Source organism: Streptomyces sp. NPDC006326, assembly GCF_040612915.1.
Lineage (GTDB): Bacteria > Actinomycetota > Actinomycetes > Streptomycetales > Streptomycetaceae > Streptomyces.
In genome coordinates this window covers 179181-202818 of record NZ_JBEXRC010000005.1, presented here as the reverse complement: position 1 = coordinate 202818, position 23638 = coordinate 179181, and the positions used below count along the sequence as shown (strand labels likewise).

16 protein-coding genes are annotated in these 23638 nt (G+C 73.7%); 10 read left to right on the top strand and 6 right to left on the bottom strand.

Going from position 1 to position 23638, the window contains the following annotated elements:
* Positions 1–10: 10 nt before the first annotated feature.
* The 6 genes from hydA to ABZ128_RS06390 all read left to right on the top strand — a co-directional run bounded on the left by hydA (position 11) and on the right by ABZ128_RS06390 (position 6877).
* Entirely contained in the window at positions 11–1411 is a 1401-nt protein-coding gene (hydA, locus tag ABZ128_RS06415; protein WP_356846364.1) for a dihydropyrimidinase, read from the top strand.
* Between the two features lie 14 nt (positions 1412–1425).
* A complete protein-coding gene (locus ABZ128_RS06410; RefSeq protein WP_356846363.1) occupies positions 1426–2427 on the top strand; it encodes a TIGR03842 family LLM class F420-dependent oxidoreductase in 1002 nt (333 codons plus the stop codon).
* A 33-nt stretch (positions 2428–2460) separates the two neighbouring features.
* The gene (locus ABZ128_RS06405; RefSeq protein WP_356846362.1) at positions 2461–3972 is read left to right on the top strand and encodes an NCS1 family nucleobase:cation symporter-1; all 1512 of its coding nucleotides are present in this window, start codon (positions 2461–2463) and stop codon (positions 3970–3972) included.
* 101 nt (positions 3973–4073) lie between these two features.
* Positions 4074–4895, top strand: a complete 822-nt coding sequence (locus ABZ128_RS06400) for an inositol monophosphatase (RefSeq protein ID WP_356846361.1) — start codon at positions 4074–4076, stop codon at positions 4893–4895.
* Positions 4896–4949: 54 nt separating this feature from the next.
* The gene (locus ABZ128_RS06395; RefSeq protein ID WP_356846360.1) at positions 4950–6368 is read left to right on the top strand and encodes an NAD(P)/FAD-dependent oxidoreductase; all 1419 of its coding nucleotides are present in this window, start codon (positions 4950–4952) and stop codon (positions 6366–6368) included.
* Complete coding sequence (locus tag ABZ128_RS06390; protein WP_356846359.1) at positions 6368–6877, top strand: O-acetyl-ADP-ribose deacetylase; 510 nt, start codon at positions 6368–6370, stop codon at positions 6875–6877. Before ABZ128_RS06395 ends, ABZ128_RS06390 begins: the two co-directional genes overlap by 1 nt.
* A gap of 84 nt (positions 6878–6961) precedes the next feature.
* Here the strand turns inward: ABZ128_RS06390 and ABZ128_RS06385 are convergent, their stop codons facing one another.
* From ABZ128_RS06385 to ABZ128_RS06375, 3 genes are all read right to left on the bottom strand, one after another.
* Positions 6962–7858 carry a geranyl diphosphate 2-C-methyltransferase gene (locus ABZ128_RS06385; protein ID WP_356846358.1) on the bottom strand — a complete coding sequence of 299 codons (897 nt, stop codon included), beginning with the start codon at positions 7856–7858 and terminating at the stop codon, positions 6962–6964.
* A gap of 15 nt (positions 7859–7873) precedes the next feature.
* Entirely contained in the window at positions 7874–9196 is a 1323-nt protein-coding gene (locus ABZ128_RS06380; protein ID WP_356846357.1) for a family 2 encapsulin nanocompartment cargo protein terpene cyclase, read from the bottom strand.
* Positions 9197–9334: 138 nt separating this feature from the next.
* Complete coding sequence (locus ABZ128_RS06375; protein ID WP_356846356.1) at positions 9335–10747, bottom strand: family 2B encapsulin nanocompartment shell protein; 1413 nt, start codon at positions 10745–10747, stop codon at positions 9335–9337.
* Between the two features lie 268 nt (positions 10748–11015).
* Here ABZ128_RS06375 and recQ point away from each other — a divergent pair, with 268 nt between their 5' ends.
* From recQ to ABZ128_RS06360, 3 genes are all read left to right on the top strand, one after another.
* On the top strand, positions 11016–13001 hold the full coding sequence (gene recQ, locus ABZ128_RS06370; protein WP_356846355.1) for a DNA helicase RecQ: 1986 nt from the start codon (positions 11016–11018) through the stop codon (positions 12999–13001).
* Positions 13002–13160: 159 nt separating this feature from the next.
* The gene (locus tag ABZ128_RS06365; RefSeq protein ID WP_356846354.1) at positions 13161–16394 is read left to right on the top strand and encodes a DUF3376 domain-containing protein; all 3234 of its coding nucleotides are present in this window, start codon (positions 13161–13163) and stop codon (positions 16392–16394) included.
* Positions 16395–16439: 45 nt separating this feature from the next.
* Positions 16440–18500, top strand: coding sequence for a SpoIIE family protein phosphatase (locus ABZ128_RS06360; protein ID WP_356846353.1), 2061 nt, complete (start codon positions 16440–16442; stop codon positions 18498–18500).
* Positions 18501–18519: 19 nt separating this feature from the next.
* Here the strand turns inward: ABZ128_RS06360 and ABZ128_RS06355 are convergent, their stop codons facing one another.
* Complete coding sequence (locus ABZ128_RS06355; protein ID WP_356846352.1) at positions 18520–21318, bottom strand: SpoIIE family protein phosphatase; 2799 nt, start codon at positions 21316–21318, stop codon at positions 18520–18522.
* A 9-nt stretch (positions 21319–21327) separates the two neighbouring features.
* Positions 21328–22311 carry a helix-turn-helix domain-containing protein gene (locus tag ABZ128_RS06350; RefSeq protein ID WP_356846351.1) on the bottom strand — a complete coding sequence of 328 codons (984 nt, stop codon included), beginning with the start codon at positions 22309–22311 and terminating at the stop codon, positions 21328–21330.
* A gap of 206 nt (positions 22312–22517) precedes the next feature.
* On the opposite strand from ABZ128_RS06350, the gene ABZ128_RS06345 reads away from it, so the two are divergent.
* The gene (locus ABZ128_RS06345; protein WP_356846408.1) at positions 22518–23111 is read left to right on the top strand and encodes a cysteine hydrolase family protein; all 594 of its coding nucleotides are present in this window, start codon (positions 22518–22520) and stop codon (positions 23109–23111) included.
* Here the strand turns inward: ABZ128_RS06345 and ABZ128_RS06340 are convergent.
* Entirely contained in the window at positions 23069–23581 is a 513-nt protein-coding gene (locus ABZ128_RS06340) for a GNAT family N-acetyltransferase (RefSeq protein WP_356846350.1), read from the bottom strand. The genes ABZ128_RS06345 and ABZ128_RS06340 overlap by 43 nt on opposite strands.
* Positions 23582–23638 lie beyond the last annotated feature (57 nt).

The following is a 23638-nucleotide window of genomic DNA, read 5'->3' as shown; positions in this document are numbered from 1 at the left end:
GGAGACGTACATGAGCACCCGCACCCTGATCCGCGGCGGCCTCGTCCTGACCGCCGCCGACGAACTCCACGCCGACGTGCTGATCGAGGACGGCCGGGTGGCGGCCCTCGCGGCACACGGCTCGGCGGCCGCCGAAGCCTGGACGGCCGACCGGACGATCGACGCGAGCGGGAAGTACGTCATCCCCGGCGGGGTCGACGCCCACACCCACATGGAGCTCCCGTTCGGCGGGACCGCCGCCTCGGACACCTTCGAGACCGGGACCCGGGCCGCCGCCTGGGGAGGCACCACCACCATCGTCGACTTCGCCGTGCAGAGCGTGGGCCGCACCCTGCGCGAGGGGCTCGACACCTGGTACGACAAGGCCGACGGCAAGTGCGCCGTCGACTACGCCTTCCACATGATCCTCTCGGACGTCAACGAGGGGACTCTGAAGGAGATGGACCGCCTGATCGGGGAGGGCGTCACCTCCTTCAAGCTCTTCATGGCCTACCCCGGCGTCTTCTACAGCGACGACGGACAGATCCTGCGGGCCATGCAGCGGGCCTCCGGCAACGGCGGGCTGATCATGATGCACGCCGAGAACGGCATCGCGATCGACGTCCTCGTCGAACAGGCCCTGGCCCGCGGGGAGACCGACCCCCGCCACCACGGCGAGGTCCGCAAGGTGCTGCTGGAGGCCGAGGCCACCCACCGGGCGATCCAGCTCGCCCGGGTGGCCGGCTCCCCGCTGTACGTCGTCCACGTCTCCGCCGAGGAGGCGGTGGCCGAGCTGGCCGCCGCCCGCGACAAGGGCCTGCCCGTCTTCGGGGAGACCTGCCCGCAGTACCTCTTCCTGTCCACCGACAACCTCGCGGAGCCCGACTTCCAGGGCGCCAAGTACGTCTGCTCCACCCCGCTCAGGCCGCGCGAGCACCAGGCGGCGCTGTGGCGGGGGCTGCGCACCGACGACCTCCAGGTGGTCTCCACCGACCACTGCCCCTTCTGCTTCAAGGGCCAGAAGGAGCTCGGCCGCGATGACTTCTCCAAGATCCCCAACGGGCTCCCGGGCGTCGAGAACCGGATGGACCTGTTGCACCAGGCCGTCCTGGACGGGCACATCACCCGTCGCCGCTGGATCGAGATCGCCTGCGCGACACCGGCCCGGATGTTCGGCCTCTACCCCCAGAAGGGCACCATCGCGCCCGGCTCCGACGCCGACATCGTCCTCTACGATCCGCACGCCGAGCAGGTCATCTCCGCCGAGACGCACCACATGAACGTGGACTACTCGGCGTACGAGGGCAAGCGGATCACCGGACGCGTCGACACCGTGCTCTCGCGCGGCGAACTCGTCATCGACCGGCGCACGTACACGGGCCGGGCCGGCCACGGCGCGTACATCCCCCGCTCCACCTGCCAGTACCTCTAAGGAGCTGTGGTCCCTTGGACTTCGGACTCGTCCTGCAAACCGACCCGCCGGCCTCCCAGGTCGTCAGCCTGATGCGGCGCGCCGAGCGCAACGGCTTCCGCTACGGCTGGACCTTCGACTCCGCCGTGCTGTGGCAGGAGCCCTTCGTCATCTACAGCCAGATCCTGGAGCACACCCGGCTGATGCGCGTCGGCCCGATGGTCACCAATCCCGGCACCCGCACCTGGGAGGTCACCGCCTCCACCTTCGCCACCCTCAACGACATGTTCGGCAACCGCACGGTCTGCGGGATCGGCCGCGGGGACTCCGCGATGCGCGTCGCCGGACGCAAGCCGAACACCCTCGCCCGGCTCGGGGAGGCCATCGAGGCCATCCGGGACCTCGCCGAGGGCCGCGAGGCCGAGGTCGACGGCGCTCCGGTCCGCCTCCCCTGGGTGCGGGAGGGCTCACTCCCCGTCTGGATGGCCGCGTACGGGCCGAAGGCCCTGGCCTTGGCCGGCCAGAAGGCCGACGGCTTCATCCTCCAGCTCGCCGACCCCTACCTCACCGAATGGATGGTCAAGGCGGTCCGCGACGCCGCCGCCGCGGCCGGCCGGGACCCGGACGCGATCACCATCTGCGTCGCGGCACCCGCGTACGTCGGCGACGACCTCGCCCACGCCCGCGACCAGTGCCGCTGGTTCGGCGGCATGGTCGGCAACCACGTGGCCGACCTCGTCGGCCGCTACGGAGAGCACTCCGGCATGGTCCCGGACGAGCTCACCGAGTACATCAAGGCCCGCCAGGGCTACGACTACAGCCACCACGGCCGCGCCGGGAACCCGTCCACGGACTTCGTCCCGGACGAGATCGTCGACCGCTTCTGCCTGCTGGGACCGCCCGAGGCGCACGTCCGGAAGCTGGAGGCCCTGCGCGAACTGGGCGTCGACCAGTTCGCCGTCTACGCCATGCACGACGCGCGGGAGTCCGTGATCGAGGCGTACGGACAGCACGTCATCCCGGTGTTCAGAGCCTGACGCACACCTCCTGACCCGAAGGGACGCGCGCTCATGCCGTACCACCCGACCGGCACCGCCGACGACCGCGTGGAACTCGCCCCCGGCGACATCCCGTCCGACGGCCGCTTCGCCAACACCGACCTGCTGCCCGTGCCGGTGGGGGCCAGGCGCTGGACGACGTACAACTTCGCGGCCCTGTGGGTCGGCATGGCGCACAACATCCCCTCCTGGATGCTCGCCTCGGGCCTGGTGGCCCTGGGCATGGACTGGAAGCAGGCCGTCTTCACCATCGCCCTGGCCAACCTGATCGTGCTGGTGCCGATGCTGCTCACCGGCCACGCCGGCCCCAAGTACGGCATTCCCTTCCCGGTCCTGGCGCGGGCCTCGTTCGGGGTGCGCGGGGCCAACCTGGCCGCGATGATCCGGGCGGCCGTGGCCTGCTGCTGGTTCGGGATCCAGACCTGGATCGGCGGCTCCGGGATCTTCGTCCTGCTCGGGAAGATCTTCGGCGGCTGGGCGGACGCGGAGCGGATCGGCGGGCAGCCCTGGACGCTGTGGCTGTGCTTCATCCTCTTCTGGGCGCTCGAACTGGCCATCATCTACCGGGGGATGGACACGCTGCGGCGCTTCGAGAACTGGGCCGCGCCCTTCGTCATCGTCGGGGCCCTGGTCCTCCTGGTGTGGATCGGCATCAAGGCGGGCGGCTTCGGCAACCTGCTCGACCAGCCCTCCCGGCTCGGCTGGGGCGCGGAGTTCTGGCCGGTCTTCTTCCCCTCGCTCATGGGAATGATCGCCTTCTGGTCCACCCTCTCGCTCAACATCCCCGACTTCACCCGCTTCGGCGCCGGGCAGCGCTCCCAGATCATCGGGCAGACGCTGGGGCTGCCGACGACGATGACCCTCTTCGCCCTGCTGTCGGTGTTCGTCACCTCCGGCTCCGAGGCGGTATACGGCACCCCGATCTGGGACCCCGTGGTGCTGGTCTCCAAGACGGACAACGTCTTCGGGCTGCTGTTCGCCCTGGTGACGGTGCTGATCGCGACGATCTCGGTGAACATCGCGGCGAACGTCGTCTCGCCGGCCTACGACCTCGCCAACCTGGCGCCGCGCCTGATCAACTTCCGCAGGGGGGCGCTGATCACGGGCGTGGTGGGCGTGCTGATCATGCCGTGGAAGCTGACCTCCACCCCCGAGCTCTACATCTTCACCTGGCTCGGCCTGGTCGGCGGCCTCCTCGGCACGGTGGCCGGCATCCTCATCGCCGACTACTGGATCGTGCGGCGCACCCGCCTCTCGCTGCCCGACCTCTACCGCGACTCGGGCCCGTACTGGTACAGCGGCGGCTGGAACCCGCGGGCCCTGGCCGCCTTCCTGGTCGGCGGGGTCCTGGCCATCGGCGGCTCCCACTCGGCTCCCGGCCAGGGACCCTTCCCCCAGGACGGGCTGATCCCCTTCCTGCGGCCCCTCGCCGACTACGGCTGGGCGGTGGGCCTGGCCTCGTCCCTGCTGCTGTACACGGTCCTCACCCGCCGGGACCAGCCGTCCGCGCAGCCGCCCGGGTGACACGGGGATCCGCGGCCGGTTCACCCGGGGGCCACCTGGTGTGCGCCCGTCCGCCGGGACCGCGGGTGGGGATTGTCAGCCGGGCGTGGTGTGATGGAGACATGATCGAACAGTTCCTGGCCCATGACCTGTCCGCGGTGGAAGAAGCCGTCCGCAAGGCGGCGGCGGTCGAGATCATGCCGAGATTCCGGCAGCTCGCCGAGCACGAGGTGGACCAGAAGAGCGGCCCGCACGACCTGGTCACCGTCGCCGACCGCAAGGCCGAGGAGCACCTGGCGGCCTCGCTGACCCGGCTGCTGCCCGGCTCCGCCGTCGTCGGCGAGGAGGCCGTGCACGCCGACCCGACGGTGTACGGCGCGCTGCGGGACGAGGCCCCGGTCTGGATCGTGGACCCGGTCGACGGCACGCGGCAGTTCGTGGCAGGCGACCCCGCCTTCTGCACCCTGGTCGCCCTCGTCCAGCGGGGGGAGATCCTCGCCTCCTGGACCTTCGCCCCGGCGCTGGACGAGCTGGCGACGGCGGTGCGCGGGCAGGGTGCGTACGTCAACGGCGAGCGGATCCGGAGCGGTTCGCCGGATCCGGGCAGCGAACTGCGGGTCGCCATGGCCCACCCGCTCTACACCTCCGACGAGCACAAGCGGATCCTGGCCCGGCTGGACGTGCCCGGCGTCGCGGCCCGGCCCTGCGGCTCGGCGGGCCTGGAGTACCTGAAGGTGGCCCGCGGCGAGATGGACGGCCTCGCCTTCACCTGGCCCTCGGCCTGGGACCACGCGGCCGGTCTGCTGCTGGTCGCCGAGGCGGGCGGCGCGCAGAGCACCGTCGCCGGGGTGCCCTTCCGGGTGGACCGGGACAACGAGCTGCCGTTCGCCGTGGGCCGCGACGAGCCCACCGCGCACCGCATCCGCGACCTGCTGCGCGGATAGACCCATATCCTGGAACAGAGCCGCCGCCGTCGCCGCCGTACGAAGGAGTCGCAAGTGCCGTCGATTCTCGATGCGGTCGTGGTGGGGGCGGGGCCGAACGGGCTGACCGCCGCCGTCGAACTGGCCCGGCGCGGTTTCTCCGTGGCCGTCTTCGAAGCCGCCGGGGCCGTCGGCGGCGGGGCCCGGACGGAGGAGCTCACCCTCCCGGGCTTCCGGCACGACCCCTGCTCGGCGGTCCACCCGCTCGGAGCGGGCTCCCCGGTGTTCGCCACCATGCCGCTGAAGCGGTACGGGCTGGAGTGGCTGCATGCCCCGCTGGCCATGGCGCACCCCTTCGACGACGGCACGGCCGCGGTGCTCTCGCGGTCCGTCGCCGAGACGGCGGCCTCCCTGGGGCCGCACGACGCGGGCACCTACCGGCGGCTGGTGCAGCCGTTCCTCGGCAAGTGGGACACCCTGGCCCGGGACTTCATGTCCCTGCCGTCGACGGCCCTGCCCCGCGACCCGGTCACCCTGGCCCGCTTCGGACTCGCCGGGCTGCCGCCGTCCACCTGGCTGATGCGCCGCTTCCGGGACGAGCCGGCGCGGGCCCTGTTCGCCGGGCTCGTCGCGCACGTCATCGCCCCGCTGGGCGGGATCGCCACCGGCGCCGTCGGCCTGGTCTTCGCCCTCGCCGCGCACGCGGGCGGCTGGCCGATGGCGCGCGGCGGCTCGCAGTCCGTGTCCGATGCGCTCGCCGCGTACCTGCGCGACCTGGGCGGCACCGTGCACACCGGGTTCGAGGTCAAACGCCTCGACGACCTGCCGCCGGCCCGCGCGTACGTCTTCGACACCTCGCCGACCGCGCTGGCCCGGATCGCCCGTCTGGGCCACGTCTACGACCACTACCGGTACGGCGCCGCCGCCTTCAAGATCGACTACGCCTTGTCGGGCCCGGTGCCGTGGACCGCCGAGGCGCCCCGCCGCGCCGGCACCGTCCAGATCGGCCCGCGGGCCCGGGACATCGACGCCGCCCTGCAACTGGCCTCCGGCGGGCGGCCCCCGCGCAACCCGTTCCTCATCACCGCCCAGCCCAGCCTGACCGACCCGAGCCGGGCACCCGAGGGCAAGCACGTGTTCTGGGCGTACGGGCACGTCCCCGCGGGCTGGGACGGCGACCTCACCGAAGCCGTGGAGCGCCAACTGGAGCGCTTCGCCCCGGGCTTCCGCGACCTGGTGCTGGCGCGCGCCACCGCCGGCCCGCCGCAGCTCGCCGCCCGCAACCCCAACTACGTCGGCGGGGACATCGCCTGCGGCGCCGCCTCGGGGCTCCAGCTGCTGCTGCGCCCACGGCTCTCCCTGTTCCCCTACACCACCGCCCACCCCGCCGTCTTCCTCTGCTCCTCCGCCACCCCGCCCGGCCCGGGCGTGCACGGCATGTCGGGCCACAACGCGGCCAAAGCCGTGTGGCGCCAACTGCGAAAGGCCGGCTGATGGTCCGGATCACCCTCGTCCGCGGCGACATCACCGCCGAGCACGCCGACGCCCTCGTCAACGCCGCGAACTCCTCGCTGCTCGGCGGCGGAGGCGTCGACGGCGCCATCCACCGGCGCGGCGGCCCGGAGATCCTGGAGGCCTGCCGGGCGCTGCGCGCCTCCCACTACGGCAAGGGCCTGCCCACCGGCCAGGCGGTGGCCACGACGGCGGGCCGGCTCCCGGCCCGGTGGGTGATCCACACGGTCGGCCCGGTCTGGTCCGCCACCGAGGACCGCTCCGCGCTCCTGGCCTCCTGCTACCGCGAGTCCCTGCGCGTCGCCGACGAGCTCGGCGCCCGTACGGTGGCCTTCCCGGCGATCTCCACCGGAATCTACGGCTGGCCGACGGAGGACGGTGCGCGGATCGCCGTCGAAACGGTCCGCGCCTGCGACACCGGCGTCGAGGAGGTCCGCTTCGTCCTCTTCGACGAGAAGGCGTACGCGGCCTTCGAGACGGCGGTGGCCTGACGCATCCCGACCGGGAGCCTGAACCGCGCAGGGGCCGGGACCGTCGGGTGACGGGCCCGGCCCCTGCGGGTCGGCGGCGGTCTCTCAGACGCGGTCGGCCGCGATCAGGACGTACTGGAAGGACCCGTCCTTGTAGGAGTTGATGAAGGCCTCCTCGATGCCGGTGACCAGGGAGGAGGTGGCCCGCAGCTCCCAGTAGGGCAGGGTCGCCGGAGTCAGGTCGACGACGGCCTGCGGTACGAGGCGGTTGTCGGCCATGGCGCGCAGGTACTCCCGGCGGGAGTGGATGTTGCACTCGAAGTGCGCGTTGATCTGGGAGACCCACTTCGAGGGCTGGCCGTAACGCGGGTTCCAGCAGCCGGTGATGGTCACGTACCGGCCGCCGACCGCGAGGACCCGGGAGTGCTCGGCGAAGAGGTCGTGCAGGTCGACGTACATGCTCGACTCGTTGTTCCAGGAGGCCGCGGCCTGCCCGGTCTCGAACGGCGTGTTCAGCATGTTGCAGACCCGGGCGCGTACGTGGTCCTCGATGCCGAGTTCGCGGGCGCGCTGGTTGGCGAAGTCGGCCTGCTTGGCCGAGAGGGTGACGCCCTCGACCTTGCAGCCGAAGCGCTGGTGGGCCATGACCATCGAGCCGCCGCGGCCGCAGCCGGCGTCCACGAGCGTGTCGTCGCGCCCGATGGGGCCGAGGTGGTCGAGGAGGAGCTCGGCCTGCGCCGACTCCAGCCGGTGCAGTTCGGCGATCAGCTTCTTCTCGTATGCGCTGTCCGCGGTGTCGCCGAGGGCGGCGTGGTCGATGTCGCCGATGCCGTAGTGGTGGTGGTAAAGGCCGTCGACGTCACCGAGGCGCAGGTTCACGGGCCTGGCCTCGTTGTTCCAGTAGCGGGCGATGTCGCCCTGGTAGGGCGTCGCCGGGCCGGGGATGAACAGGGAGGTGTCGACCGGGGAGGCGGTGTCGGCGGTGAGATCGGTGCTAGTCACGGATAAGTCCCATCCTTACCAGAAATCGGGCAGGCTGTAGCGGTAGGTGTTGCTCATGTGCCAGTAGTGGTTGCCGTCGACCCACACGGCCACGCCCTTCAGGAAGCGCAGCACGGCCGGTACCGGGCAGGCGGCGGCCAGTTGTGCGGCCTCGGCCTCGAAGGTGTGCATGAGGTCGTTGTGGACCTCGATCGCCTTGAGGTAGGCGTCCCTGTCGGACAGGCCCTCGCGTTCGGCGATCACCACGGGCAGGTTCAGGTGCTTGCCGCGGGCGTCGAGTTCCTTGGTGTACGAGTACAGGTCGTTGGCGATGGTGGTGGCGTTCCCCGCGAGCGCGATGACCCGCTGCATGGCCGGCTGCGCGTGCAGGTCCGCGGGGAGTTCGTAGCCGCCGACGGTGTCGGTGATGGTGGGGCAGGGCCGGAAGTTGTTGAACTGGCGCATCGCCAGGTATTCGGACACCTCCGGGACGTACTCGGTCTCGGCCCAGGCGGCTTCGGCGAGGTACCCCATGTGCAGCCGGGCCATGTCGTGCCGGAACCGGTCGGCCTGGGAGGGGGTGGCCGCCCGGACGAAGTACTCCATCGCGGAGCGGTAGGAGCGTCGCGGCGCGTCCGAGTGGAGCGACTCCGCCCACGCCGGTGCGTACTCCTGCGTCGTGTGGACGGGGTCGAGGGCCGTGTGCGCCAGCAGAAGCCTTCCGCCAAGCCCGACGGGCGAGCCGCCGTGGTCCTCGCAGTAGATGTCGTCCACCACGTTCTCGGCGACCATCAGCCGGGTGGCGATCATCAGGTGGTCGACGGTCGGGGCGTCCGGATGGCAGGCGACCATGTAGCGACCCACGGAGAAGCCGTCGAACTGGTCCTCCCACTCCGGGGGGTACGCCTGGACCTCGTCCACCGCCCACCGCTTGATCCGGCGGCTGACCTCCTCCACCCGCACCGGGTCAGGCTCCGGCACCGGATGGTGGTAGAGGCCCGGGATGGGCCGGCCCGCAGCCGGGTCCCCCGCCGGGCCCGCGGGGGCCGGCGGCGCCTCGGGCCGGGCGAAGTGGAGTCCGGCCGTGCCCAGACCGCTGGGCCCGCGCAGGATCCGCTCCAGGGCCGGGCTCGCCCGCCGCACCTCTGCGGCGCCCTCCCCGGGTGCGGTACCGAAGGGCAGGACGGGCGCGGTCGGCAGGGCGGACCGGACGGGGGCGGCGCCCGCGGCGACGGCGCCCCCGGCGGCGGAGCCCCCGTCCAGGGCGTGGGCCTGGGCGGCGGCGAGGACATGGGCACCGAAGCGGGCGGCCGCGGCGGGCAGGCTCGATTGCACAGGGGAAAGCCCGGGATCGGGCATCCGTGGCTCCTTGGTGAGAGGGGTGGGCTGTCCCGGGCCCCGGCATGCCCGGTCGGCCCGGGTCGGGTCGGGTCCGGGCCGTCATGGCCGTCATGGCCGTCGGGCAGGTCCCCCGGGGCCTGGTCGCGAAGACGGGCCCTAGTCGTGCCTGCGGGCGATCTGCACGTTCTCCAGCACGCCGAGCGCGTCGGGCACCAGGATCGCGGCGGAGTAGTAGGTGGTGACCAGGTAGGAGATGACCGACCTCTCGTCGATGCCCATGAAGCGCACCGACAGGCCCGGCTCGTACTCCTCCGGCAGGCCGGTCTGGCGCAGGCCGATGACGCCCTGGTTGTCCTCGCCGGTGCGCATGGCGAGGATCGAGCTGGTGTTCTCCTTGCTGATGGGGATCTTGTTGCAGGGCAGGATCGGGACCCCGCGCCAGGCCGGGACCTGCTGGCCGCCGACGTCGACGTGGTCCGGGTAGAGCCCGCGGGCGTTGAACTCGCGCCCGATCGCCGCGATCGTCCTGGGGTGCGCGAGCATCAGCTTGGTGCCGCGGCGGCGGCACAGGAGCTCGTCGAGGTCGTCCGGGGTGGGCGGGCCGGAGTGGGTCTGGATGCGCTGCTTGAAGGCGGCGTTGTGGAGCAGGCCGAACTCCCGGTTGTTGACCAGCTCGTGCTCCTGGCGCTCGCGCAGCGCCTCGATGGTGAGCCGGAGCTGCTCCTCGGTCTGGTTCATCGGCCCGTTGTAGAGGTCGGCGACCCTCGTGTGGATCCGCAGCACGGTCTGCGCGATGGAGAGCTCGTACTCACGGGGCTTGAGCTCGTAGTCGACGAAGGTGCCGGGGAGCTCGGGCTCGCCGGTGTGGCCGGCCGACATCGCGATCTCGGCCTCGCCGTGGCGGTTCTGCCGCTGGTGGGGGAGCGAGCTGAACTGCCGGACGTGGTCCTGCAGGTGCGGGGCCGAGGACATCACCGCGTCGAAGTCGGCACGGGACAGGGTGAGCAGGGTGCCGGGAGTCTCGGCGGTGGCGGTGTAGTCCCAGCCGGCCTGGCCGTCCAGCAGGGCGTTCTCGCCGAACCGGTCGCCGTCGGCGAGTACGGCGACGGTGACCTCGTCGCCGTACTTGCCGACGGAGGTCTGCCGGATCCGGCCGTGGGCGATCAGGTGGATGTGCTCGGCGGGGTTGCCGCGCTCGACCAGCACCTCGCCGGCCCGGAAGTCGCGCTGGACGCACCGGCCGGCGATCGCGGACAGCACCTCGACGTCGTCGAAGCCGCGCAGCAGGGCCAGTTCGCCGAGCTCGCGGGGGATCACCTGGACGTGGGCGCCGTCCTGGACGAACTCGATGGCCCCGTCACCGACGGTGTAGCTCAGTCGGCGGTTCACCCGGTAGGCGCCGCCCTTGGTCTCCACCCAGGGGAGCATCCGCAGCAGCCAGCGAGAGGTGATCTCCTGCATCTGCGGGGCGGACTTGGTCGTGGTGGCAAGGTTGCGGGCCGCCGCCGTGCCCAGGCTGGACTGCCGCGGGGGCTCCAGCTGGGCTTCCGGGCTGGTGTCAACGGTCATCGGGCGAGCTCTCCTTCGCAAGGGCGGCGACCGGCACACGGGTGCGTCACCGCTGAAAGAGGAAAAAGGGGGGTGAATGTCTGGGAATCGGTCCAGATCACGGGGAACAGTAATGGCCGATACGTCCATTCGACCCTGGAGCCGTTCGTTTTACCTCGATGCGGTGATCTTGTCCGGCGTGGCGTTTATCGAGCCGACCGACGGTATTCGGCCCGGGGCAGGCGTACGAGGCGCACGAGGTGTGCCGGGAGGCCGCTAGGCTTTTGGGATGACCCTTCCGGACGCGTCCACCGAGACCCCCGATGCCCTCCAGGTGCTCCACCGCGTCTTCGGGTACGACTCCTTCCGCGGCGAGCAGCAGCAGGTCATCGACCATGTCGTGGCCGGCGGCGACGCGCTGGTGCTGATGCCGACCGGCGGCGGCAAATCGCTCTGCTACCAGATCCCGGCCCTGGTCAGAGAGGGCACGGGCGTGGTGATCTCGCCGCTGATCGCCCTCATGCAGGACCAGGTGGACGCACTCACCGCGCTCGGCGTGCGGGCCGGTTTCCTCAACTCCACGCAGGACCCGGACGAGCGGCGCGCCGTCGAGCACGCCTTCCTCGACGGTCGGCTGGACCTGCTCTACCTGGCACCCGAGCGGCTGCGCACCGAGGGTACGCAGCGGCTGCTCGACCGGGGGACGGTGTCGCTCTTCGCGATCGACGAGGCGCACTGCGTGGCGCAGTGGGGCCACGACTTCCGCCCCGACTACCTCGCCCTGTCGATGCTGCACGAGCGCTGGCCGAAGGTCCCGCGGATCGCACTGACCGCGACGGCCACCGAGGCGACGCACGGTGAGATCGCGGCGCGGCTGGGCCTTCAGGACGCCCGGCACTTCGTCGCCAGCTTCGACCGGCCGAACATCCAGTACCGGATCGTCCCCAAGAACAACCCGCTCAAGCAGCTGCTGGAACTGATCCGGACCGAGCACGACGGGGACGCCGGAGTCGTCTACTGCCTCTCGCGCGCGTCGGTGGAGAAGACTGCGGCCTTCCTGGCGGAGCAGGGCATCGACGCGGTGGCCTACCACGCGGGGATGGACGCCCGCACGCGCGCCGCGAACCAGGCGCGCTTCCTGCGCGAGGACGGGGTCGTGGTGGTGGCCACGATCGCCTTCGGCATGGGCATCGACAAGCCGGACGTCCGCTTCGTGGCCCACCTGGACCTGCCGAAGTCCGTCGAGGGCTACTACCAGGAGACCGGCCGGGCCGGCCGGGACGGCGAACCGGCCACGGCGTGGCTCGCGTACGGGCTGCAGGACGTGGTCCAGCAGCGCAAGATGATCGAGGGCTCCGAGGGCGACGAGACGCACCGGCGCTCGCTGGCCATGCACCTGGACGCGATGCTCGCCCTGTGCGAGACGGTCGGCTGCCGCCGGGTGCGGCTGCTGGCGTACTTCGGCCAGCAGGGCGAGCCCTGCGGGAACTGCGACACCTGCCTGACACCCGCCGAGTCCTGGGACGGGACGGTCGCCGCGCAGAAACTGCTGTCCACGGTGTGGCGGCTGGCCCGGGAGCGGCGGCAGAAGTTCGGCGCCGGCCAGATCATCGACATCCTGCAGGGAAAGAAAACGGCCAAGGTCATCCAGTTCGACCACGACGCGCTGTCGGTGTTCGGCGTCGGCGCGGACCTGAGCACCGCGGAATGGCGGGGCGTCGTGCGCCAGCTCCTCGCCCTCGGCCTGCTGGCGGTCGAGGGCGAGTACGGGACGCTGGTGCTCACGGACGCCAGCGGCGAGGTGCTCGGCGGCCGCCGGACCCTCTCGATGCGCAGGGAGAAGGCGCCGGCCGCCACCCCGTCCCGCAAGGAGTCCGGCTCGCGCTCCGGGAAGGGCCCGCGGGTACCGGTCGACCTGCCGGAGGCGGCCCTGCCCGTGTTCGAGGCCCTGCGTGCCTGGCGGGCCGCGACCGCCCGCGAGCAGGGCGTACCCGCGTACGTCGTCTTCCACGACGCGACGCTGCGCGAAATCGCGACCCGACTGCCCGCCGACGTGGAGGAGTTGGGCACCATCAGCGGCGTCGGCGAGGCCAAGCTCGCCAAATACGCCGAGGGCATCCTGGAGGCGCTGTCCGAGGCCGGCGCGCCCGGCTCCCCGGCGCCGGCAGCCGCGCCCTCCGAGGCCGCGCCCCTGCCCCGGCAGGCGGCTCCGTACGAGGACGAGCCGCCCTTCGACCCGGACGAGACGGACCCGCCCTGGGACGACTGGCAGTAGCCCGCACCCCGCGGGGCCGACCCGACCGGGACGGCCCCGTTCCTGCCCTCCCGGCCCGAACCTCCCCCGCCTGTACGGGACTTCGGCCGTCCGGCCGCCGCCCCGCCCCGGCGCCGCCGCCCGGGTGCGACCCGCCCGGCCCGGGCCCAAGCTGGAGGCATGAGCGACGACCGGCCGGCCCCGCGCAGCACCGCACTGCGCCTGGCCCTCGCGATGCGCGGCGGCGTCACCCTCGCCACCTGGACGGGCGGCGCCTGCTGCGAGACCGCGGCGCTGCGGGCGGCGGCCGGCCGGGCACCCGGTCCGGACGCAGCCCTCTACCCGGGACTGCTGAAGGCCTGCGGATACGAGGACGTCGACATCGACGTCCTCGTCGGCACCAGCGCCGGCGCCGTCAACGGGGTGCTGCTGGCCTGCCACCTCGTGTACGGGATGCCCTTCGGCCGGGGCGTGCGCGACCTCTGGCTGCGCCTGGGCGACCTCGAAGGCCTGCTGCGCCGCTCCACGCCCTTCCACGCACCGGCGTCGCTGCTGCGCGGCGACGAGGTCTTCTACCGGGAACTGCGCAGCGCACTCGGCACCCTCGTCGACGAAGCGCCGCCCGGGTGGCGCCCGCCCGCCTCCCTGCGGCTGATCCTGACCGCGACCCGGCTGCGGCCGCGCCCGGACCGGGTGCACCCCACCCACGGCGGGCCCCTGCCCGTGGGGCGGTCCACCGCCACGTTCCGTTTCCGGCACCGCGGCGCCCTGACCGACTTCCCGCACGAGTCGACGGGTACGGCCCGGGAAACCGCCCTGGACCGGCTGGCCTACGCGGCACGCACCTCCTCCTCGTTCCCGGGAGTCTTCGAACCGGGCCGGGTCTACGTCGCCAACGGCTCCCGGCCCGTCCGCGACCCGCTGCCCGTGGACATGCGCGGAGTCAGCAGCGAGACCGGCCACCCGGACGAGGACCCGGACGGCTGCGTCGAGCTCATGGACGGCGGGTTGCCGGACGCCCTCCCCGTCGCCTGGGCGGTGCGGGCCGTCGCCGAGGCCCCGGTGCCCCGCAGGGCCGACCGCCGGCTGCTGTTGCTGCAGCCCGTGCCGCCCTTCCCGCCGCCCGCCGAACCCGGCAGCAGCCGCCGGGTCACCCGGCTGGTGCGCACCGCGGCGAAGACTCTGGCCGCGAAGGCCGGCGCGGAGTCCCTGCGCGGCGACGCGCTCGCACTCCGGGCCGCCGAAGCCGCGGCCCGGCAGCGCCCGGCCGTCGCCGCGGTGCTGCCGCCGACCCTTGCCGGCCTGTACGACGCCGGGTGGGCCCGGCTGGGCACGTACCGCCGCACGGTCGGAGGGGCCGAGGCGCTCCGGCTGATCCGGCTGCTGGCCGACCCGGCGGAGGTGACCGGCCCCGACGTGCTGCCGCTGCCCGCCGGACCGGGGCCGCTGGACGCGCTGGACGAAAGAGCGGACGAGGGCTCGGCGTCCCTCTTCGCCCGGCTGCGCGCGGCGGGCGAAGAGCTGGCCGTCGGGCCCGGCACCCTGCCCGCCCCGGGGCACTCCCCGCTCGCTCTGGCCCGTACCGTGGAGCTGCTCATGGACTGGGTGCAGGCGTACGAATCGGGCGGCGCACCGGTGGACGCCGAGCTGGTGGCGGAGCTCCACGAGCGGCTGAACGCCTGCCGCTTCGCCATCGCCACGCTGATCGCGGCACGGGACCGGCTGCTGCTGGCCGACTACCGGACATCGCTGCTCCACGGCCTCCTCCCCGCCGACGTCACCGCTCCGTACGCGGCGGCGGGCCGATGGCTGGACGCCTTCGACCCGCCGCCGTCCGGCGCGACGGCCGCCTCATGGGAGGCCTGGGCGGTGGGCCTCGTGCAGGCGGTCACCGGCGGCCCGGCCCCCGCGGCCCCCGCCCGCGCCCCGGGGGAGGGGGCCGACTGCTCCCGCGAGCTGTGGGAGCGCCTGGCGGACCTGGCCGAGGAGATCGGCGGCCGGCTGCCCCCCGGCACCGAGGGCTTCGAAGCCCTCCACCAGGCCGCCGCCGGCACCGGCCCGCCGATGGCCGACGCCCTGGCGTTCGCCGAGGTACTGCTCGGCCCGCTGCGCCCGGACCCGCTGGCCGAGACCGCCGGCATCGGCTTCCACACCGTCTCCGCGGCCCACACCGGCTGGGCCACCCGGACGCTGCTTCAAGGCGCTTCCCCCGCCTCCCCGGAGGTGCTGGTCAGGGCGAAGCTCAGCGGCGGCCGGCTCGACACCTTCGCCGCGTCCCTGAGTGCCCGCTGGCGCATGAGCGACTGGACCTGGGGCCGGCTCGACGGCGCCGCATCCCTCGTCGGCGTCGTCGCCTCCGACGAACGGCTCGCCGCCGCGTTCGGGGAGGACAGCGACCTCGCCACGCTCGGGCAGGACATCGAGGCCGCACTGGCGCCCGGCCCCCGCTTCACCGCACTCTGGGCGGCCGACGTCACCGGGAACCCGGGCGCGGCCCGCTGGGACCGGGTCCGGGGCGTGCTCACCGCCGTCCGCCAGCACGAGATCCTCGACGAGGAACTGCCCTTCATCGCCGCCCTGCACGCCCGGGGCTTCCGCGGCGGGAACAGGCCCCCCGACCCGCCGCCCGACCCGCCGCCGCTGAGGACGCAGGCCGCCTTCGACGCGGCGATGGACTCCTTCCGGGCCGTCGGCGCCGAGGACGTCGGGCTGCTGCTGCGGGCGCGGGACCCGCGGCGGGCGGTCCTGCGCGCCGGGCTGCTGGCCTGGCCGGCGCCCCAGCCCACCGGCAAGGCCGGGGCCCGCCTCGTGCAGGGGGTGCTCGGGGTGCTCAAACCGCTGGTCTGCCTGCCGCTCCTGTGCGCCGTCCTCGCCCCGGCGGCGGCCCTGACCGCAGTGGCGCTGATGTGGACCGGCGTCGCCTTCAGCACCGGCCGGTGGTCCTCCCTCCCCGCCCACATCCCGCTCTGCCTCCACGCGATGACCGCCCTCGCGGCGGCCCCGTACCGCCGGGGCGCCCCCGCCGGGCCGCGCAGAGCCCCGTACGTACTGCTCCTGGCCGGACCGCCGGTCGCCCTGTGGCAGCTGCGCGGCCTGACCACCCCCGGCCTCGCCCCCCGGACCTGCACCCTGGTCGTCGGCGCCGCGTTCGCCCTCGCGGCCGCGGCCCTGCTGTACGCGGGCACCGAGCGGTGGCTGCTGCTCCCCGCCGCCACGCTCGCCGCGGGCGTGATCGCGGCGCTGGTCCAGGCCGGCCGCTGCGGGCTCGGCGGATGGTGGGCCGCCCTCATCCTCTACGCCGTCCTGGCCTGGGTCACCTCCGTCCTCCCCCGGCCGGCTGCGCGCCCGGGGCCCGGAAGGCGGGGGCCGGGCCGGCCGAGCCGACGCAGCGCCCCGTTCCCGCGGCTCGGCTAGGGTGAATCGGTAGGAAATCAGGCCCCCCGGGGTGAGGTCGGTGCGGTGGACACTTACCAGTCGACGAGCGAGGTCCCGGAACAGCCGGCCGCGGCTGTCGGGTACGCCGGTGTCCTGCGCGAGCTGCTGCCCATCGCCCTGTGGCGGGAGGACGCCGACGGCCGCATCGTGGAATGGTCGCTGGCCGCCCAGGACCTGCTGGGGCACCGCCCCGAGGACATCCTCGGACGGCCCGGGACGTCCGTGCTGGTCCCCGACGCCAACCGGGACCTCGCCGACGACCTGACCCGGCGCGTCCAGTCGGGTGAAACGGTGGTCGGGACGCTGCCCGTGCGCCACCGCGACGGCCACCGCGTCACGATGGAGATGTGGATCGTCCCCGCCGTCGACCCGCAGGGGCGCACGGGCGCCCTGCTCATCGCCGTGGAGACCTCCGAAGTCCTGCGCATGCGGGACTCCCTCGCCGCCCTCCAGAGCCTGTTCACGCAGTCGCCGATCGGCCTCGCCACCCTGGGCCCCGACCTGCGCTTCCTGCGGGTCAACGACGCGCTGGCCCGGATGAACGGCGTCACGGCCGCCGCCCACCTCGGCAAACGGCTCACCGAGGTCGTCCCCGGCGTCAACGCCGTCGCACTGGAGGCCACGATGCAGCAGGTGCTGGACCGGGGCACCGCCGTCCTCGACGTCCGCCGCACCGGCCGCACGCCCAGCGACCCCGACCGGGACCACACGTGGTCCTGCTCCTACGCTCCGCTGCTCGACGGCTCCGGCCGCCGGCTCGGAGTGATCGCCTCCCTCATCGACATCACCGAAGCCCAGCAGGCACAGGTCGAGGCCGAGCGGGCCCAGGCGCGCTTCGCCGTCCTCGCCGAGGCCGGCGCCCGGATCGGCACCACCCTGGACCTGACCCGGACCGCCGATGAGATCGTCGACGTCCTCGTACCGCAGCTCGCGGACTCGGCCGACGTACACCTGCTGGAGGCCGTCCTCGAACCGGACGACGCCGCGTCCTCGCACCAGGGCGTGCTGCGCCGGCTGGCCGTCCGCTTCCCCGACCCCGACGCCCCCACGGCCCGGCTCGCACCCGGGCAGATCATGCGGATCCCCCCCGGGTCGGTGTACGAGCGGGTGATCGCCGAGGGCCGGCCCATGAACCTGTACGTGTCCGACATCCCGGCACTGGTCACCGATCCGCGGGCCGAACCGCTGCGCGCCTACCTGGCCACCCTCGGCTCGGCCCGGCTGATCCCCCTCGTCGCCCGCGGCACCGTCCTCGGCGCGGTCACCGTCACCCGGCTGGGCACGCGCGAGCCGTTCGACGCGCAGGACTGCGTCCTCCTCGACGAGGTCGTCTCCCGCGGGGCGCTCAACATCGACAACGCCCGCATGTACACCAACCAGCGGCGCGCCGCCCTGACCCTCCAGCGCAGCCTCAGCAACAGCGCCCTGCCCGAGGTCACCGGCCTCGAACTCACCGGCCGCTACCTGCCCGCCAGCGACCACGACGTCGGCGGGGACTGGTACGACGTGATCCAGCTGCCGGGCGGACGGACCGGTCTGGTCATCGGGGACGTGATGGGCCACGGCATCCACGCCGCGGCCGTCATGGGCCAGCTGCGCACGGCCGTACGGACCCTCGCCCGCCACGACGTGACCCCGACGCAGCTGTTGCGCTCGCTCGACGCCGCCGTCGCCGACCTGGGCGAGGACGAGATGGCGACCTGCGTCTACGCCGTCCACGACCCGGCCACCGGCGGCTGCGTCGTCGCCCGCGCCGGCCACCCGCCGCCGGCCGTCGTGACGGCCGACGGGGAGGTCGCCTTCCTGGACGGCCCGCCCGGCACCCCGCTCGGCACGGGCGGACGCGACTTCCGTACCGAGGAAGTCGCCCTGCCCCCCGGCAGCATGCTCGTCCTCTACACCGACGGCCTCATCGAAGCCCGCGACCGGGACCTCGACCAGGGCCTCGCACTGCTCGCCGTCGCCCTGCGGGAGCCCGGGCAGCACCTGGACCGCCTGTGCGACGGGATCCTGGCGCGGCTGCTCCAGGGCGCCCCCCAGGACGACGTGGCGGTGCTGCTGGCCCGTACGGCGGCGCGGCCTTGAGGGCGCGCACCGGGCCGCCTCACCAGGCCATGTCCTCCAGGCTCTCCAGGTCCACCACCGGCTCGGCGGGCTCCTTGCCGCCGGTCAGCGGCAGCTCGGCCCAGATGACCTTGCCCCGCTCGGTGTAGCGGGTGCCCCAGCGGTCGGCGTACTGGGCCACCAGGAACAGGCCGCGCCCGCCCTCGTCGGTGGTGGCCGCGTAGCGCAGGTGCGGGGAGGTGCTGCTGCTGTCGGATACCTCGCAGATCAGGGTGCGGTCACGCAGCATCCGCACCCGGATGGGGGCGCTCCCGTACCGGATGGCGTTCGTGACGAGCTCGCTGAGGATGAGCTCCGTGGTGAAGGCGATGTCCTCCAGCCCCCACGCGCTGAGCTGCGCGGAACTCGCTCCCCGTACGCGCGAGACGGCGGCCGGGTCCGCGGGCACCTCCCACTCGGCGATCCTGTCGGACTCCAGCCGGCGCGTGTCGGCGATCAGCAGGGCGATGTCGTCGCTCGGCGAGGGGAACAGCAGCGCCGCCAGGACGTCCGAACACGCCTGGTCCGGGCTCCGGTCGGTCCGCGCGAGCGTCTGCGCGAGCAGCCCCAGTCCGGTGTCGAAGTCCCGGTCGCGGTCCTCCAGCAAGCCGTCGGTGAACAGCACCAGCCGGCTCGCCTCGGGCAGCCGCAGCTCGGTGGCCTCGAAGGGCATGCCGCCCACGCCGAGCGGCAGCCCCGCGGGCAGCTCCGGGAACTCCACCCGCCCGTCGGGCCAGACCAGCGCGGGTCCCGGATGGCCGGCGCTGGCCATCGTGCACCGCCCGGACACCGGGTCGTAGACCGCGTACAGGCAGGTGGCCCCGGTGATGCCGGCCGGCTCCTCCGCCCCGTCGCCGGCCGCATTGGAGAGCGCGGCGTCGTTCTGGTCGATCCGGCTGATCAGCTCGTCCAGATGGCCCAGCAGCTCGTCGGGCGGCATGTCCAGCGTGGAGAAGTTGTGCACGGCGGTCCGCAGCCGGCCCATGGTCGCCGCCGCGTGCACCCCGTGGCCGACGACGTCGCCGACGATCAGCGCCACGCGGGCCCCGGCGAGGGGGATGACGTCGAACCAGTCCCCGCCCACGCCCGCCTTGGCGGGCAGGTACCGGAAGGCCACGTCCACGGCGCTCTGGTCGGGCAGCACCCGCGGCAGCAGGCTGCGCTGGAGGGTCACCGCCGTCGCGTGCTCGCGGGTGAAGCGGCGGGCGTTGTCGATGCAGACGGCCGCCCGCGCCCCGAGCTCCTCCGCGAACGACAGGTCCTCCTCGTCGAAGGCGTCCGGGGTGTCGGCCGCCCGCCAGAAGTTGGCCATGCCCAGCACCACTCCACGGGCCTGGAGGGGCACCGAGATCAGCGAGTGCAGTCCGTAGCCGAGGGCCACGCGGGTGCCGGGCTCGTCCTGGGCCCGCCAGCCCATCGCGGCGTGCAGATCGGGCGCGAGGACCGCATGCCCGGCGTCCAGGGCCGCCGCCATCGGGGCGGTCGGCACGTCGAAGCGGATGGTGTCGCCGACGGGCTGCAGCGGCTGGTCCGTACGCACCCCGCTCATCGCGGCCCGGCGCATCTCGGTGTACGTCTCCCCGGCGGCGGAGGGCTCCTCGCCGTGGAGCACCGGCTCCAGCAGCTCCACCGTCACGAAGTCGGCGAACCGGGGGACGGCGACCTCCGAGAGCTCCTCCGCGGTGCGCACCACGTCCAGGGTGGTCCCGATCCGCACGCCGGCGTCGTAGAGCAGCTGCAGCCGCTCCCGGGCCACCTCGGCGCGGCCGGAGAGCGAGGCGAGCTCGGTGGTGTCGCGCAGGGTCATGACACTGCCGGAGGGATGGCCCCCGTACGGCTTGGTGGGGCGTACGTTGACCGCGAGGAGCCGGTCGCCCGCCAGGTGCACCTCGTCCGTCGCGACCCGCCCCGACACCAGCAGGTCGGCGGTGCGCGGGTCGAGGCCCAGCTCGGTGACCGGCCGCTGCTCGGCGTCGGGCGGCAGGTTCAGCAGTCGCCGGGCCTCGTCGTTGGCGAGCAGCAGCCGGTGGTCGGCGCTGATGATGAGGACGCCCTCGCGGACGGCGTGCAGCACCGCCTCGTGGTGCTCGTTCATCCGGGCCATCTCCGCCTCGCCCAGGCCCCGCGTCTGGCGCCGCAGCCGGCGGCTGACCAGCGCCGCGCCGCCGGTGCCGAGCAGCAGGGCGCCGGCGGCGGCGCCGAGGAGCAGCGGGAGCTGGCCCTCCACCACGTCGGACACGTTCGCCACCTCGATCCCGGTCCCGACGAGGCCGACCACGGCCCCGTCGGCATTCCGGACGGGGACCACGGCGCGCACCGCGTCGCTGGGCGCGCCCTTGAACACCTCGGTGAAGGAGTGCCCGGCGACGGCCCGTGACAGGTCGCCGGTGGCCCGCCGGCCGATCAGATCCGGCCGGGAGTCGGTGTAGCGGACCCCGTCGCGGCTCATCACGGCGATGAAGTCGACCCCGGAGGCACGGCGCGCGGCATCGGCCAGGGGCTGCAGCACGGCGGTCGGATCGGGGGACGCCAGCGCCGCCGGGAGGCCGGGGGCGTGGGCGAAGGCCTCGGCGGCCGCGAGCGAGCGGTGGCGGGCGTCCTGCTCGCTGTGGGACCGCTCCTGGAGGACGAGGGCCAGGGCGGCCGCGGCGATCAGCAGCAGCACGATCACGGCCTGGAGCGCGAAGACCTGACCGGCGACGCTGTGCGTGCCCGGGGACAGGCGCGAGAGCAGGCCCGGGTCCCGCCCGGTCGGCTGCCGGGGCGGCGATCCCCTGGGTCGACCCAAACGTCCGGTCATGAGCCATTTCTAACACTGTCGCCGGGATTTGGGCGCTGCCGGTGCGGTGATTGCGGCCGCACGGTACGCCCGCGGACCGAGGCCGACGTGTGCGGTGAAGTGCTGGCGGAAGGTGACCTCGCTGGCGAAGCCCGCGCGCCGGGCCACTTCCGGGACCGGGTGGTCGGTGAGCTCCAGCAGCCTGCGGGCCTCGTCCAGGCGGCGGACGAGCAGCCACCGGTGGGGCGTGGTGCCGGTGGCGGCGGCGAAGTGGCGGGCGAAGGAGCGCGGCGACATGCCGGCCCATCCGGCCAGCGTGGCGACCGACAGCGGCTCGTGCAGGTGGCGCAGGGCCCGTTCCCGTACGGCGGACAGGGCCTCGGCGGTGCGGTCCGCGGGCGGGACGGGCCGGTCCAGGTACTGGGCGTGCTCCCCGGTGCGGAAGGGGCCCGTCACCATGGAGCGGGCGATGGCGGCGGCGGCCTCCGCGCCGTGCGCCTCCCGTACCAGGTGCAGACAGAGGTCGATCCCGGAGGCCACCCCGGCGGAGGTCCACAGACCGCCGTCCTCCACGTACAGCGGGGCGTCCTCGACCAGCACCGCGGGGTGGCGGGCGGCGAGCTGCGGGGCCAGCGACCAGTGGGTCACCGCCCGGCGGCCGGCCAGCAGCCCCGCCTCGGCCAGGATGAAGGCCCCGGCGCACAGCGCGGCGACCGGCACGCCCCGGGCGTGCGCTTCCCGCAGGGCGGCGAGGACCGGCTCGGGCGTCGGATCGGCGGGCTCGGCCAGGGCCGGTACGACGACCAGGTCGGCCGCGCCGAGCCAGTCGAGCCCCCGGTCGGGGGCCAGCGTCAGCCCGCCGGGCAGCGGGATCGGAGCAGTGTCGACGGCGCACCGGCGCAGTTCGAAGCGGGGGACGCCGAGGCGGCTGCGGTCCGGGCCCCACACCTCGGTGATGACGGCCAGGTCGAAGCTGCGGATGCCCGGCTGGACGACGACGGCGATGCGGTGCACGGCCCCATCCTGCCAGACTGGCAGGATCCCATCGTTTCGGGTCCCCGTCTGCGCTGTCGGTCGCCTCGCGGGCGGACCAGCATGGGGGCATGACGAAGAACGCGCACGAGACCACGCCCGGAACCACGCCCGGAACCACGCCCGGGGACACCCCCGACACCACGCCCGGGGACACGTCCGAGACCACGGAGACGTACAAGACCGGGATCGAGATCGCTGCGAAGAGCGCCCTGCTGGTCGTCGACGTGCAGAAGGGCTTCGACGACGCCTCCTTCTGGGGCCCCCGCAACAACCCGGCCGCCGAGGCCAACATCGCCGCCCTGATGGACGCCTGGCAGCAGTCCGGCCGTCCGGTGGTGCTAGTCCGGCACACCTCCCGCACCCCCGGCTCCGTCCTCGGCGCGGGGCAGCCCGGACACGCCTTCAAGGACTTCGTGGCCCAGTGGGAGGGCCGGGAGGCCCTGCTGGTCACGAAGACCGTCAACTCCTCCTTCTACGGCACCCCCGACCTGGGCGCATGGCTCACCGCCCAGGGGATCGGCCAGCTGGTGGTGACCGGCATCCAGACCAACATGTGCGTCGAGACCACCGCCCGGATGGCCGGCAACCTGGGCTACGACGTGCTCCTCCCGCTCGACGCCACCCACACCTTCGACCTTGAGGGCCCCGACGGGCTGAGCCTGACGGCCGACCAGCTCGCCACCGCCACCGCGGTCAACCTGCAGGGCGGCGGCTTCGCCCGCGTGGTGACGACGGCTCAGCTGCTGGCCGCGTCCGGGGCGGCCCAGCTCACCGCGTAGTGGCGCAGCAGCTCGTCCTCGTGGACGAGCCGCATCCCGGCCGCGGCCATCACCCGCTGGGAGGCGGTGTTCTCCCGGTCGGCGTCACCGGCCACCCCCCGTGCGCCGTGTTCGCGCGCATGGTCCAGCAGCGCCCGCAGGGCCTCGGTGGCGTAGCCGCGGCCGCGCGCGGCGGGGACCAGGCCGTAGCCGATGGTCACCACCCCGTGCGCGTCCGCCGGGCCGTGGAAGCCGGCGCCGCCGATGGCCACGCCGTCGTCCCGCCGCCGGATCTCGTACGCCCCGAAGGGGCGGGGGTCCCCGCCGTCGGCGAGCACCCGCAGGTACCGCAGGGCGCCGGCCCGGTCCCCCTCGTCGGGATACCCGGGCGCCCACCTGTCCGCTGCCCCGGGGGCCCCGGCGGCCAGCGCGCGGGCCCGCTCGGCGTCCAGGGGTACGAGTACGAGTCGCTCGGTGGCCAGCTGGTCCATGACTCCCGGCATACCAGCCGCCCCCGCCGCTCCGCAGGCGAACGGCGAAGACCCGGC